12 protein-coding genes, 1 rRNA gene and 1 other annotated feature are annotated in these 14,760 nt (G+C 38.0%); of the genes, 9 read left to right on the top strand and 4 right to left on the bottom strand.

Annotation, left to right across the window (positions count from 1 at the left end; translation table 11 throughout):
• The 4 genes from rrf to asnB form a co-directional block, all read left to right on the top strand.
• Nucleotides 1–87: ribosomal RNA gene (rrf, locus tag AC3II9_RS20150) — 5S ribosomal RNA — on the top strand; the annotation flags it as partial.
• A gap of 1,172 nt (nt 88–1,259) precedes the next feature.
• Nucleotides 1,260–2,726 (top strand): IMP dehydrogenase, encoded by a 1,467-nt coding sequence (gene guaB / locus AC3II9_RS20145; protein ID WP_489158345.1) that lies wholly within the window; start codon nt 1,260–1,262, stop codon nt 2,724–2,726.
• Between the two features lie 305 nt (nt 2,727–3,031).
• The gene (locus AC3II9_RS20140; RefSeq protein ID WP_489158349.1) at nt 3,032–4,324 is read left to right on the top strand and encodes a D-alanyl-D-alanine carboxypeptidase family protein; all 1,293 of its coding nucleotides are present in this window, start codon (nt 3,032–3,034) and stop codon (nt 4,322–4,324) included.
• Nucleotides 4,325–4,418: 94 nt separating this feature from the next.
• A complete protein-coding gene (asnB, locus tag AC3II9_RS20135; RefSeq protein WP_489158343.1) occupies nt 4,419–6,251 on the top strand; it encodes an asparagine synthase (glutamine-hydrolyzing) in 1,833 nt (610 codons plus the stop codon).
• Here the strand turns inward: asnB and pdxR are convergent.
• Nucleotides 6,227–7,633, bottom strand: a complete 1,407-nt coding sequence (pdxR, locus tag AC3II9_RS20130; protein WP_489158341.1) for a MocR-like pyridoxine biosynthesis transcription factor PdxR — start codon at nt 7,631–7,633, stop codon at nt 6,227–6,229. The two genes, asnB and pdxR, sit on opposite strands and share 25 nt — an antisense overlap.
• A 115-nt stretch (nt 7,634–7,748) precedes the next feature.
• Nucleotides 7,749–7,960, top strand: a binding site (T-box leader).
• Between the two features lie 70 nt (nt 7,961–8,030).
• On the opposite strand from pdxR, the gene serS reads away from it, so the two are divergent.
• Nucleotides 8,031–9,311, top strand: a complete 1,281-nt coding sequence (gene serS / locus AC3II9_RS20125) for a serine--tRNA ligase (RefSeq protein WP_489158339.1) — start codon at nt 8,031–8,033, stop codon at nt 9,309–9,311.
• Between the two features lie 183 nt (nt 9,312–9,494).
• Nucleotides 9,495–9,935, top strand: coding sequence for a GNAT family N-acetyltransferase (locus tag AC3II9_RS20120; protein ID WP_489158337.1), 441 nt, complete (start codon nt 9,495–9,497; stop codon nt 9,933–9,935).
• 252 nt (nt 9,936–10,187) lie between these two features.
• Here AC3II9_RS20120 and AC3II9_RS20115 read toward each other — a convergent pair whose 3' ends face one another.
• From AC3II9_RS20115 to tadA, 3 genes are all read right to left on the bottom strand, one after another.
• Complete coding sequence (locus AC3II9_RS20115; RefSeq protein ID WP_489158335.1) at nt 10,188–10,679, bottom strand: OsmC family protein; 492 nt, start codon at nt 10,677–10,679, stop codon at nt 10,188–10,190.
• A gap of 80 nt (nt 10,680–10,759) precedes the next feature.
• A complete protein-coding gene (locus tag AC3II9_RS20110; RefSeq protein ID WP_489158333.1) occupies nt 10,760–11,422 on the bottom strand; it encodes a Crp/Fnr family transcriptional regulator in 663 nt (220 codons plus the stop codon).
• A gap of 233 nt (nt 11,423–11,655) precedes the next feature.
• Nucleotides 11,656–12,180 carry a tRNA adenosine(34) deaminase TadA gene (gene tadA / locus AC3II9_RS20105; protein WP_489158331.1) on the bottom strand — a complete coding sequence of 175 codons (525 nt, stop codon included), beginning with the start codon at nt 12,178–12,180 and terminating at the stop codon, nt 11,656–11,658.
• Nucleotides 12,181–12,271: 91 nt separating this feature from the next.
• On the opposite strand from tadA, the gene AC3II9_RS20100 reads away from it, so the two are divergent.
• The 3 genes from AC3II9_RS20100 (at nt 12,272) to AC3II9_RS20090 (ending at nt 14,494) form a co-directional block, all read left to right on the top strand.
• Nucleotides 12,272–13,066, top strand: a complete 795-nt coding sequence (locus AC3II9_RS20100; protein ID WP_489158329.1) for a hypothetical protein — start codon at nt 12,272–12,274, stop codon at nt 13,064–13,066.
• 121 nt (nt 13,067–13,187) lie between these two features.
• On the top strand, nt 13,188–13,820 hold the full coding sequence (locus AC3II9_RS20095; protein WP_489158327.1) for a deoxynucleoside kinase: 633 nt from the start codon (nt 13,188–13,190) through the stop codon (nt 13,818–13,820).
• Between the two features lie 5 nt (nt 13,821–13,825).
• Complete coding sequence (locus AC3II9_RS20090) at nt 13,826–14,494, top strand: deoxynucleoside kinase (RefSeq protein ID WP_489158325.1); 669 nt, start codon at nt 13,826–13,828, stop codon at nt 14,492–14,494.
• Nucleotides 14,495–14,760: the final 266 nt, after the last annotated feature.

Below are 14,760 nucleotides of genomic sequence, written 5' to 3'. Positions count from 1 at the left end.
CGTTCCCATACCGAACACGGAAGTTAAGCTCTTTAGCGCCGATGGTAGTTGGGGGCTTCCCCCTGTGAGAGTAGGACGTCGCTAGGCACACAAAAGACTCGATGATATCGGGTCTTTTTTCTTTTTTAGGAACTAATAAAATTTTATACTGTGAAAATTATCTATGTTTAGGTGAAAGGACTATTACCTTACGATGCTTCAACTCTTTCTTACGTATAATAGGCAACACTTGTTAAGTTCTCTAGAGCATTATTAAAATGCAATAATTAAGCATATAGCGTTTTGTGGTAATATAAATATCTTTTGAACTATATTATAGTAAGCGCAGAAGGCCTAGCACGCCCTCATCTATGTTTTATAGCTAAAGTAACTTGTATTCTGAAAAATAAAAAGGACTATTTATTTGTTTTAATTTCAAAGTCTGCCCTTAACTTAAAAAGCGGAGAGCTTAAGTAATAACTACATATTTTAGACCTGTTTAGATAGAATCATTTCTTGGGAAATATTTTTTGTTTATTTAACTAGGATGTGTCCAGAAAGTAAAAAATTTCTGGACACACCCTTTACTTCTTAATAATTATCCGTTAAGAAATATCGCTCCTGCGGTGTTCATATCAAAATGCCACCATCCCCGTCGCAAAGGTGTCTTCTTAAAATGTCTTTTCAGACGACACCATTCCTGCGAACACCAGACTAAAATCTAGTTATCTTAGCAGGCTTTACCCATAGTTCTTACGGTGAAAAACACAAAAAGTTTGTACGTTGGACTCACCACGCATCCTACTTTCGCTTGGTTTTCGCCACTTCGGTATGCGTGGGGCGTTTAGAATGTTGAAGATTTTACGTGACAGACGTATTCCCTGTCACAACCTTCCTATCTTCAGTTTTCAAAGAGCCATCTGTACAATTTAAGTATAGTTCTTACATTTTTTACAACGGTTTTGGCGGATCGCCAACCGGTATTCCTCTTCCACTTACTCATTGGGCTAAACCCTTCTCATTGCTTGAAATGAGCTTCTTTTGTCAGGTAAAGATAAAAATGAATGATATTAAACATATTTTTATGCTTTATTCTCTATTTTACTTTGGTAAAGTAATAGTATAATTCTTTAAATTAAAATGCGTTAGAGTGGTAAATAATATATAAGGAAGGGCTTACAATAGTCTGAATTGTTTTTCTTTTCTAAGATTCTTGACACCGACTGTCGACGTTGTTAACCTTACAATAATATTCTTTTACGTAGGAGGAATTTTTCGAAATGTGGGAAACGAAATTTGTTAAAGAAGGTTTAACATTTGATGATGTATTATTAGTACCAGCACATTCACAGGTATTACCGAAAGATGTTGATTTATCTGTGCAGCTAACACCCAAAATTAAATTAAATATCCCAATGGTAAGTGCAGGTATGGATACAGTTACTGAATCGAAAATGGCGATTGCAATGGCGCGTCAAGGTGGTATTGGTATTATCCATAAAAACATGAGCATTGATGAACAAGCGGAAGAAGTAGAAAAAGTAAAACGTTCAGAAAATGGCGTTATTACAAATCCGTTCTTCCTAACACCAGAGCATCAAGTATTCGATGCAGAGCATTTAATGGGTAAATACCGCATTTCGGGTGTTCCTATCGTAAATAACATGGACGATCAAAAACTAGTAGGAATTATCACAAACCGTGACTTACGTTTCATTGATGATTATTCTTTAAAGATTGATGATGTAATGACAAAGTCAGATTTAATTACTGCACCAGTTGGCACAACATTAGAAGATGCAGAAAAAATCTTACAGCAACATAAAATTGAAAAATTACCGATTGTTGATGATGAAGGCAAATTAACAGGTTTAATCACAATTAAAGATATTGAAAAAGTAATTGAATTCCCAAATGCAGCAAAAGACAAACATGGTCGCTTAGTAGTCGGTGCAGCTGTGGGCGTATCAAAAGACACAATGATGCGTATTCAAAAGCTAGTAGAAGCACAGGTGGATATCGTTGTTATTGATACAGCCCATGGTCACTCACAAGGTGTATTAGATACAATTAAAGATATCCGTGCTGCTTATCCAGAGCTTGAAATTATTGCTGGTAACGTAGCAACAGCTGAAGGTACACGTGCATTATTTGAAGCAGGTGCGGATGTCGTAAAAGTAGGTATTGGACCTGGTTCTATTTGTACAACACGTGTTGTAGCAGGTGTTGGTGTACCACAAATTACGGCTATATATGATGCAGCGGGCGTAGCGCGTGAGCATGGTAAATCGATTATTGCGGATGGTGGTATTAAATACTCTGGTGATATCGTAAAAGCATTAGCGGCTGGTGGGCACGTTGTAATGCTTGGTTCACTACTTGCTGGTACGTCTGAATCGCCAGGTGAAACAGAAATCTTCCAAGGTCGTCGTTTCAAAGTTTACCGTGGTATGGGTTCATTAGGTGCAATGGAAAAAGGATCAAAAGATCGTTACTTCCAAGAAGATGCGAAAAAATTAGTGCCAGAAGGTATCGAAGGACGTCTTCCGTACAAAGGCCCATTAGCTGATACAATTCACCAATTAATCGGCGGCGTTCGTGCAGGTATGGGGTACTGTGGTACAGCGAACTTACAAGATTTACGTGAAAACTCACAATTCATCCGTATGACAGGCGCAGGTCTTCGTGAATCACATCCACATGATGTACAAATTACGAAAGAATCGCCAAACTACTCAATTTCATAAAAAGAAATGATTATGAAAGTGTTTTTATAGAAAAGGGCAGTTGTATTTATATCGGCTGAGTAGAGCGATGCAGATTTATATTGTCTCAGCGCAGTAATAAGCAGTATACATCTCTAGATATCGAAGAAATGATGCTTCTTTAGATTAATTGGAACTTTTCCACTCCTTTACCGTCAAAATTAGAAGGTAAAGGAGTGTTTTTTGTTCGGAACTTAACGCACTTCACGGTGTTTATGTTAAAATGTCGAGGATGACACTAGAATTTTGGAGGTAGCTTTGTGAAAAAGAAAATTGTTAGTTTACTAATGATTCCGCTTTTAATGGTAAGTATGTTTGCACCCATGTCGCAAGCAAGTGCGGAAACAGATTTAGGGTTAACAGTAGATGCAGCGATTTTAATTGATGCTGAATCGGGGAAAATATTATATGAACAAAATGCAGATACATCTTTAGGTATTGCAAGTATGACGAAAATGATGACGGAGTATTTGCTATTAGATGCGATTAAAGAAGGAACAGTTTCATGGGATCAGGAGTATCGTGTAACGGAGTATACATACAAAGTATCTCAAGATCGTGCATTAAGTAATGTGCCACTTCGTGCGGATGGCACATATACGATTCGTGAATTATATGAAGCGATGGCTATTTATAGCGCAAACGCTGCGACAATTGCCATTGCAGAAACAATTGCAGGTACAGAAACTGAATTTCTTAAATTAATGAATGCAAAGGCAGAAGAGCTAGGTTTAGAAGGGTACAAATTCGTCAACTCCACAGGTTTAAATAATGTGAACCTTTATGGCATGCATCCAACTGGTACAGGTGCTGAAGATGAAAACGTAATGCCGGCAAAATCAGTAGCGAAATTGGCGTATCATTTATTAAAGGACCACCCTGAAGTATTAGAAACATCAAAAATTGCGAAAAAGACATTCCGTGAAGGGACAGATGATAAGATTGAAATGTCAAACTGGAACTTCATGTTACCAGGTTTAGTATATGAATATAAAGGTGTGGATGGCTTAAAAACAGGTACAACGGATTTTGCTGGACATTGTTTCACAGGAACAGCGGAACGTAGTGGTACACGTTTAATTGCCGTTGTTATGAAAGCTGTTGATTCTAAAGGTGTTGGTTCATACGAAGCCCGTTTTGATGCAACAGCAAAGCTATTTGACTACGGTTTTAGCCAGTTTACAAAACATGAGCTAGTACCAGCCGACTATGTACTAGAAGATCAAAAAACAATCCCTGTTACAAAAGGGAAAGAAGATAGTGTAGGTATTGCGACAAAAGAAGATTTATCATTTATGATCAAATCGAGTGATAAGGATGCCTATACTACTAAATTAGTGTTAGATGAAAAAGAGCTTGAAGCAGAAGTGAAAAAAGGTACTTTTGTTGGGAAGCTTGTGGTAGAGCGTAAAGAAGGCGCTGATTACGGCTTTATTGACGGTACGGAGCTTTCAGTCGATGTGGTGACAACAAGCGATGTGGAGCGCGCTGGTGCTGTTTCTCTATTCTTCCAAGGTGTAGGTAGTTTCTTTGGTAACCTTTGGGGGAGTGTAACAGGATTTGTAGGCGGTCTATTCTAATCTTTATATGAACATAAGAAACACACAATTTCCGAATAGGATTGTGTGTTTTTTATTTGCCTCATACATAAGCTAAAGCAGAAGGAGTGAGAAAATGTGTGGAATTACCGGTTGGGTGAATTGGCGTAATGAAATAGGTGAGCAAATGCATGTTGTTCAAGCTATGACAGAAACGCTTGCGCATCGAGGGCCAGATCAGATGAATGTGATGAATCTAAGGAATGCCGTACTGGGTCATCAGCGTCTTGCTGTCATTGATTTAGAAGGCGGTCGTCAACCAATGCAAAAAACGGTTGGGAACCGTACGTATACGATTGTTTACAACGGGGAGCTTTATAATACAGACGACGTGCGCAATCAGTTGAAAGAGAAAGGTTATACGTTTTCCACGACTTCGGATACGGAAGTATTATTGACTGCGTATATTGAATGGCGAGAAGCCTGTCCGCTATATGTAAATGGCATTTTTGCATTCGGAATATGGTGTGAGGAAGAAAAGTCGTTCTTCTTATGTCGAGACCGTTTAGGGGTGAAGCCGTTATTTTATACAGAACGACCAGATGAAATTGCTTTTGCTTCAGAAATAAAGGCGCTACTTTGCCACCCTCACGTAAAGCCTGTAGTAGATATACAAGGTCTAGCTGGATTACTGAGCATTGGACCATCGCGTATTTTAGGTACAACAGTCTTTAAAGACATTGTAGAGTTAAAGCCAGCCCATTATTTACACATCACACCGCACAAGAAAAAAATGGTGCGTTATTGGGATGTGGAAGATAAGACACATACACATAGTGAACAAGAAACGATTGAGCAAGTTCGAACGTTATTAAAAGCGGCAATTGAGCGCCAACTAGTTAGTGATGTACCCCTTTGTACATTTTTATCAGGGGGGCTTGATTCTAGTTATATTACAGCCATTGCTGCGAATGCGTACCGGGCTAATGGAAGTGTACTACACACATATTCTGTTGACTTTGAGGAAAGTGAATTATTTTTTAAGAAAAATGATTTCCAAGTTTCACGTGATGCATATTGGATTCAATTAATGCGTGACCAATTTAAAACGGAACACCATGAAGTGATTTTATCTCAAGAATCATTAGTAGAAGCACTATTGGAAGCGATGAAATTAAAAGACTATCCAAGTATGGCTGATATTGATAGTTCTCTTTTATTATTTTGTCATGAAATCAAAAAGGAATTCACGGTGGCTTTATCAGGGGAGTGTGCCGATGAATTATTTGGTGGATATCCATGGTTTTTTGCCCCGACTAGCCATTTCCCTTGGATTCGTTCTATTAAAGAACGTGAAGCATTATTAAATCCATCTTGGCAACAAAAGTTACAGCTAGAAAGGTTTTTAACAGAAACATATGAAGCGGCTCTGAAAGAAGTGCCAGTCGTAGAGGGCGAAAGTAAAGAGGAGCAAGAACGGAGGCAACTGTTTTATTTAAATAATATCTTCTTTATGCAAACCTTATTAGAGCGTAAAGACCGGATGAGTATGGGAGCAAGTTTAGAAGTACGTGTACCGTTTGCAGATCATCATTTAGTAGAATACGTTTGGAATATTCCGTGGGCATTAAAAACAGCTAGTGGACATGAGAAAGGGATTTTACGAAAAGCAGCAGAAGGGTTGTTGCCAGAGGAGATTATATGGAGGAAGAAAAATCCGTATCCAAAAACGTATCACCCTGTATATACAAAAGCTGTGCAAACATTAATGGCAGAGTGCTTAGCAGATTCATCCAGTATTTTATATGAGTTTTTTGATAAAGAACAGCTGCAACAATTGCTCACAACAGGTGGCGCTTCCTTTAAAAAGCCTTGGTTTGGGCAATTAATGGCAGGGCCTCAATTGCTTGCATATTTTGTGCAGCTGCATCATTGGGCAAAGCATTATAAAGTGGAATTCGTCTCATAAAACGCCTGCATTAGCGCATGGATAGATGCTTCAATCTTGTCTAATGCAATACCGCCAAATCCTAAAATAAACGTAGGATGTCGATAAGAAAGTGGTGTAAGCATATAACGTGTAATCGGTTGGATGTAGAGTCCTGATTGAACAGCACAAGCTTGTAGCTCTGTTTCTGAACGATGATGCGGTATCGATAATAATATGTGCATCCCTGCACTATCCCCGCTTATGATGACATCTGGATAATATTTCGAGAAAACCGAAATCAATTTGTCATGCTTTTTCCGATAAATTTTCCGCATACGATTTAAATGTTTAGAGAAATGCCCATCGCTCATAAAATTCGCCAATAGATGCTGATCAAAGCGAGGTACAGTTGCTGAATAATAGCTAAATACCTCTTTGTATTTTGGTAATAAGGAAAGCGGCAATACTAAATAAGCGACACGCAATGATGGCATAATCGATTTTGAAAATGTACTCATATAAATGACGCGCTCTCCTTTATCAAGCCCTAGGAGTGCAGGAATGGGCTTTCCGATATAACGAAACTCACTATCATAATCATCTTCAATAATATAGCGTGCTGGCATTTGCGCTGCCCATTTTAATAGTTGTGTACGGCGGGTAGCGGATAAGACAGCCCCGGTTGGGAATTGATGAGATGGTGTAATATACACAAGGTGTGCCTCACTTTTTTCGAGTTCATCGACAACTAGCCCATCTATATCTACTGAAATGGGAATCGCACGACTATGGATATGTGCTTTCGGAATCGCTGAATAGCCTGGATTTTCAAGTGCGATTTTCGCATCCTCATCAAATAAACGTAAAATCATTGGGAGTAACTGTTCTGTCCCGGAGCCAATGACAATTTGTTCCGGACTGCAATGAATGCCTCGGGATTCATACAAGTAGCGCGCAATTTCTATGCGAAGTGCGAGTTCTCCTTGAGGGTGTCCAGCTTGTAATAGATTTTTAGATGATTCATCGTAAATCTCCTTTGCATATTTACGCCATATTTGAAATGGAAAGCCCTCTTCATCGATTTTATTAGGTGAAAAATCATATTGGTAAGAACGAGGTTCATCTAGTTTGGTTACTGTTGGTGTTGCTGCTTTTTCTACGTATGGTAATTCATCGATTTCCTCTACAAAATAACCAATACGTGGTTTTGACATAATATAGCCTTCCGCCAGTAGCTGCCCATACGCAAGCTCTACCGTTGTTTGGCTAATATTTAGAAAATCACTCAGTGTTCGTTTAGAAGGAAGCTTTGTACCGACAGCGATATTCTTTTGAATAATCGCTTGTTTTAAATTTAAATAAAGCTGCTCGTAAAGCGGCTTATCATCATATTTATCGAGTGTTAAAAACAATAAGTCCATTTTCAAATCTCCTTGACTTGTTTATTTTCTGTTAAAAACAGTATAACAAAATGGTCATAACTAGAACTTGCAAAATCGAATGACCTATAGTACATTAGGGTTAAATTTATAAATATGTAATGCGATGATAGGAAATAGTAGCAAGCACGTTTTTTCTAGAGAGTCAGCGGTCGGTGTAAGCTGATAAAAGCACTTGTGAATCCGTCCTGGAGTTGCCTCGCTGAATGATAAGTAGGCGTAGGCCGGCAATGAAGCCGTTATTTGATAAGTGGAACAGATTTCGTCTGTTCAATTAGGGTGGCAACGCGGGTAGCTCTCGTCCCTTTGTGGGATGGGGGCTTTTTTGTGTTTTTTTCATTATTCATCCATTAGTAAATTTTATTCGGAGGTTGAAAAAATGTTAGATATTAAACGTGTCCGTGATAACTTTGAAGAAGTGAAAAATATGCTTCTTACACGTAATGAAGATTTAGGGAATTTAGATGAATTCGAAGCGTTAGATGCAAAACGTCGTGAATTAATCGCTAAAACAGAAGTGTTAAAAGCAGAGCGTAACAAAGTATCAGAGCAAATTTCTGTCATGAAACGTAATAAAGAAGATGCAACAGAAGTCATCGCACGTATGCGTGAAGTAGGCGATGAAATTAAAGCATTAGATGCAGAGCTTCGTGAGGTAGAAGAAAAATTTGATTACATGATGATGCGTCTACCAAATATTCCGCATGAATCTGTACCGGTTGGCGAAACAGAAGATGATAATGTAGAAGTTTACATTTGGGGTGAGAAACCAACATTTGATTTCGAGCCAAAACCGCACTGGGATGTTGCAACAGATTTAGAAGTAGTAGATTTTGAGCGTGCTGGGAAAGTAACGGGTAGCCGCTTCTTATTTTACCGTGGTTTAGGTGCTCGATTAGAGCGTGCGTTAATGAGCTTCATGATGGACTTACATGCTGAGGAGCATGGCTATGAGGAAATGCTACCACCAGTCATCATTAACCGCGATTCTTTAACGGGTACAGGACAGTTACCAAAGTTTGAAGAGGACGTATTCAAGCTTGAAGGTTTAGATTACTTCATGGCACCGACGGCTGAAGTACCGGTAACAAACTTCTACCGCGATGAAATTTTAGATGGTGACATGCTACCAAAAGGTTTTTCAGCATACAGCTCTTGTTTCCGTTCAGAAGCAGGTTCAGCTGGTCGTGATACACGCGGATTAATTCGTCAACATCAGTTTAACAAAGTAGAGTTAGTACGTTTTGTAAAGCCAGAAGAATCTTACGAACAATTAGAGCTATTAACAGGTCATGCGGAAAAAGTACTTCAATTATTAAACTTACCTTACCGCAAACTATTAATGAACACTTCTGACCTTGGCTTTACAGCTGCGAAGAAATATGATCTTGAAGTTTGGTTCCCAACGCAAGATATGTACCGCGAAATCTCTTCTTGTTCAAACTTTGAAGATTTCCAAGCGCGCCGTGCTAACATTCGTTTCCGCCGCGAACAAGGGGCAAAACCAGAATTTGTGCACACGCTAAATGGTTCAGGGTTAGCCGTTGGTCGTACAGTAGCCGCTATTTTAGAAAATTATCAACAAGCCGACGGAAGCGTGAAAATTCCTGAGGCATTAGTGCCATATATGGGCGGGAAAACAGTGATAGCACCGAAATAAACAAAGTCGGCTCTGCCTCGAAAGCGAAGCGTCAGAGGCAAGTGGATAGACGGAAGCGTGAAAATTCCTGAAGTATTAGTACCGTATATGGGCGGGAAAACAGTGATAGCACCACCAATTAAATAATTGAATGAAGGGTTCTCACAGTTGTGGGAACCTTTTTTTACAAAAGGGAGAGAGTACATGGAGGTTTTAAAATTTGAGAGCTTACCTAGAGAGATTTTAGATGGCATACAGGTAGTACATCAGCATGTATTTGAAGGAGATAGATTGAAAGAAAGTAAACTGGACAATAAACAAGGTTTTCTTGCGTTTGTCAGTATGGAAGGTAGCGTGGTAACAGGATTTAAGCTCGGTTATGAAGTTGAAGAAGGGATATTTTATAGTTGGTTAGGGGGTGTACATCCAGCATATCAAAAGCATGGGATTGCTAGTGCTTTAATGAAAGCACAGCATGAGGAATGTAAAAAACAAGGGTATGAGCGAGTACGTACATACAGTAGGAATGAAAGAAAAACAATGCTTATTCTCAATATTAAACATGGTTTTGATGTGCTTGAGACATTGATTGATGCTAAAGGAAGGCATAAGATCGTGTTAGAAAAAAACTTAAATAATGACTAGAGAAATTGAATTTATTAACTTTACGTTTGCCGCATACATGTAAACGGAAAGAAAATGATTGCCTTTAGAGAAGAAAAATAATTTTGAAATAGGAAGAGATGTATTCACTTTTGCTGTAGCACGCTAAGAGTAGGAGCTAAAACAGGTCACGTCTGTTTTAGCTCCTGTGTAGGTTGCGGGGAAGCGCGGAGGCTACGATGTGACTGCTTAAGTTTTCACGTGGAACGTCCGGCTAGTGGAAATGCTATTTCTTTATTGAATTTCTAATCGTATTTCTTTATTTAGACTGTTTAATACAGGGGATTTTACTAAAGCAGCGTTTGCAATTTGTACTAGTTGTTCTTTAGAAGCATCAGCATTTACTGTTAAAGTGATGATTGGATTTAAAATGCCCCCATCACCTTCTTCAATCCCTAGAAAGACTGCTGCATTTAATTCTGCTTCAATGTTAACATCTACACTCTCTAGTTTAATGCCGTTTTGACTGGCCATTACTTCAAACGTAATAGCAAAACAACTTCCCGCTGCCCCTATTAGATATTCGACAGGGTTAGGCGCTTGATCTGTACCCCCTAATGTTTCCGGTTCATCCATCAAAAATGCATCAAAGTGACGGATTGTCACTTTATTTTGAACGCCCGTTTGCCATTGGATATGAGCATGCCAATCTTTCATTTTTAAATGCGGATTCTCTTTTAATGCATTTGCTGTTTGTTGCACAATATCTAGTGAAATTTCATTCATGCTAGACCCTCCTTAATAGTTATTTCACCTAGATCGTACAGCAATCGAACGTAAGCTGTATGTAAGCCTCCTTACATACGCTATATTTTTTTATCATTTTTAATCCAAATACGTTGATTTTCTTGTTTGACTTTCCCTGTTTGGATAAATTTATTCAGTAAAAATGTTACGGTTTCTCTTGTGGAAGCAATCATGCCAGCGAGATTGCTATGTGTAAGAAATTCAGGTAAAGGAGACCACTCTTTAGTGTTGTCCTCTTTATTTGCTAATTTGTTTAATAAAAAGAGTAGCCGTTCCTCCACTTTCCCGTAAGCTACTTGTTCTAAAATTTCAATGGTTTCCTGTAGTCTATTTGAAAAATAGTGAAGCAAAGTCATTAATAACTCTTGATTTTGTTGAATTTCTTTTTTTACTTCGCTTTTTGGAATCGCGATGACTTTCACTTCAGTTAAGGCTTTCGCAAATAATTGACTTTCCTTATCGGAAAAAATTTGTAGTAAATCAATTAAATCACCTTCTGATAAAATCCCTAATACACATTCTTTTCCTTCTAAATGTATATGGAATATGCGAGCATGGCCTTCCACAATTAAATAAACAGAATCCGATAATTGACCAGGTGTACAAATAAAGTCTCCTTTTTTAAAAGTAAAACTATTTTCTTTAGCCTGCCATTTTTCAACTTGATTTGTTGAAAATAGGTTGATTAGATTGGTTGGGTATAAATACTGATTATTAGACATGAATTGTTGCTCCTTTAGCTACCTTTCTCTCTCCATTCTTTCTAAAAATAACAAAAGGGAAAGGTCGGTTTCATTGACGTAAATGTATCTACTGTAGTGCATAGAGGTAACTATGCTTTTTTCCAATATACGATAAAACGATTTAGAGTAACAAAGATGTGCATTTAGCTCCTTTTAAATGGATAAAAAATAAAATAGCAACCTTCTCGAAAGGAGTTGCTATTTCAGTAGTCTTATTCAAGATTTGTATTGGCTATTTGTTCGGCCGCTTTTCGTGCTCGTTTCTCAGCCTTTTTTCGTTCGCGTAGTGCGCGGAAAAAGTCTGTTAAAATTTGTCCACATTCCTCGGCTAATACGCCTTCTGTTACATTACATTCATGGTTAAAACGAGCATCATTCAATAACCGGTACAACGAATCCACACAACCCGCTTTTACGTCACGTGCCCCGTATACAACACGAGGGATACGGGACTGCAAAATGGCTCCTGCACACATCGGGCAAGGTTCTAGCGTGACATAAAGGGTAGTTTCTTCTAAACGCCAGCTTCCTAATGTTTCACATGCTTGCTGGATTGCCATGAGCTCAGCATGTGTCACAGCATTTTGTGTTGTTTCACGTAAATTGGATGCAGCTGCAATAATTTCCCCTTTATGTACAATTACTGCGCCAATCGGTACTTCCCCAAGTGCCCTCGCTTTTTGTGCTTCCTCTAGTGCCAGTTGCATAAACTGACGGTCTTGTTCAAATACGTTCATACTAATCGCTCCTTCCCAACAGTGTAGCATTGCTTATAGACTTGTTCCAATAGTAACTCATGGTAAGATGAAAGAAAGGGAGGATAGAAAGATGCACCCACAATTTACAACATTAGCAGCAGCAGATGCTTATTTTCAACGTGAACGATTATCGCTGGAAATTGCTTATGAGGAAAAGTTAGCGATGCTAGAGAAAAATGCAAATAATGTAATCGCTACATTAAAAACAAGGTACGAATCGCAAGTAGAGAATGTAAAGCAATCTACGATTCATAAAATAGAAGAACTTAAAAATAATAGTGGAAAAGCACAGCAACAAATTAATGTATTATTTCAAAATAAACGAGAGACGTTATTACAAAAGCAAGAAGAGCAAAAACAGCAGTGGATTCAAAAAATAAGTGCCCGAAAGGAATCGTATTTACAAGAGAAGCTGGAACAAGAACGCTTATTATTTGAAACATTTAGTACTGCACAAAAATCGGCTCTTTCAAACTATGAGCAGCTCATTCCTTTACGTGAACAATTTTTAGAAGATCTCGAAAAAATAAATGAAGAGTTCGAAGAGGATATCGAACAAATACAAGATACATTAGAGGACAAGCTCAGTGATTTTGAACAAGTATTTGAAGAAGAGTTATATGCATTCGAAGAAACAGCAGAAGCGAGCTATGAAAAGTTAGAAGATCAGTTGATAGAAGCAATTGAAAAAGTAGAGGAAGAAGCAGAGGAAGAGCAAGAACGCCTTTATGAGGAATTTTTAAAGAAGGAAGAGGAAATCGAGCACCGCTTTGATGTAGAACGGGAAAAATTAGAGCAACAATTGGACGAACAAATGCAACAACTAGAGCAACGACAAGAGGCAGTATATGCTACGTTTGGTTGAATGTCTCGATAATAGTTCGAACATTGCGTTTATATAAAACTGGAATAGTTTGTTTTGTTGCTCGTTTCGCAACTATGTTAAAATGAAAGGCACTGATTAAAAATAAAAGGGGGAGCTTCTAGTGTCGATGCCGTTTATTACAGTAGAAGGTCCGATTGGCGTTGGGAAAACGTCTTTATCAAAAGCGATTGCACAACACTATCATTACCATCTATTAAAGGAAATCGTTGAAGAGAATCCGTTTTTAGGGAAGTTCTATGAAAATATCGATGAGTGGAGCTTCCAAACAGAAATGTTTTTCCTGTGTAATCGATATAAACAACTATCGGATATTAAGCAACACTTTTTCACAAATCAATCAGCTGTAGTGGCAGATTATCATATTTTTAAAAACTTAATTTTTGCGAAGCGTACATTGAAATCTTCTGAATACGATAAATACGAAGCAATTTATAACATTTTAACCGCTGATATGCCTGTACCGAATATGGTCATTTATCTGCATGCAAGCATTGATACGTTAATGAATCGAATTGCCAAGCGTGGGCGTGATGTGGAAAAGATGATTTCACGTGATTATATAGAGCAACTTGCAAACGATTATCATGCGTTTATCGGTCATTTTGAAAAGATGCACCCTGAAATCCCTGTTATTCAGTTAAATGGGGACGAGCTTGATTTTGTCGAGCGCGAAGAAGATCTACAATCTATTTTACAACTCGTTGAGCAAAAGTTACTAAAGAGGAGCATATAAGAGCAATGAATTTACGTGAAAAGTACGGCATTCCCGCAAACGCAGTCATTACAATTGCCGGTACGGTAGGCGTAGGGAAATCGACGATGACAAAAGCGTTAGCAGAAGGTTTACATTTCCGCACGTCATTTGAAAAAGTAGAGACAAATCCATATTTAGATAAATTTTATGATGACTTTGAAAAGTGGAGTTTTCATTTACAAATTTACTTTTTAGCAGAGCGCTTTAAGGAGCAAAAACGTATTTTTGAATATGGCGGCGGTTTTATTCAAGATCGTTCGATTTATGAGGATACAGGGATTTTTGCTAAAATGCATTACGATAAAGGGACAATGAGCCCGACAGATTATGAAACATATACAAATTTATTCGATGCAATGGTCATGACACCATACTTTCCACACCCCGATCTACTCATTTATTTAGAAGGTCCAATTGAAGATATTATTAGTCGTATTCAAGAGCGTGGTCGTGCCATGGAACAACAGACATCCAATGATTACTGGTATGAGATGCACGAGCGTTATGAAAATTGGATTAATAATTTTAATTCTTGTCCTGTTTTACGCCTAGATATCAATGATTATGATTTACTAAAAAATCCAGAGCAAGTAGAAGGCATTATTGAACGGATTGGTTATATGTTAAAGCAAACAGCCCATCTCGGAAAGTAAGATAAAGGCATTTAAAAGAAATTCGATGTTCGTCATGTGCTAACATCGACTTTCCTCATAACGCTAGTTTTTTATAGAGTGCTGTGTTGGAGGTATTGTTCAGTGCTTCTGTAAAGGCAAATAGATCACATAAAACCTTTGCCATCATTTGATGAGAGGGGATTTTGTTATACTGTTTGTAATATAAAAATAGCTTTAAGTACGTAATCCCTAGTTGTTTTTCACTTATAACGAATAAAGAGGTTAATATGTAATAGCTATTACAT

The organism is Lysinibacillus sp. RU7 (genome assembly GCF_057837305.1).
This window is presented reverse-complemented; position numbering and strand designations above follow the sequence as displayed.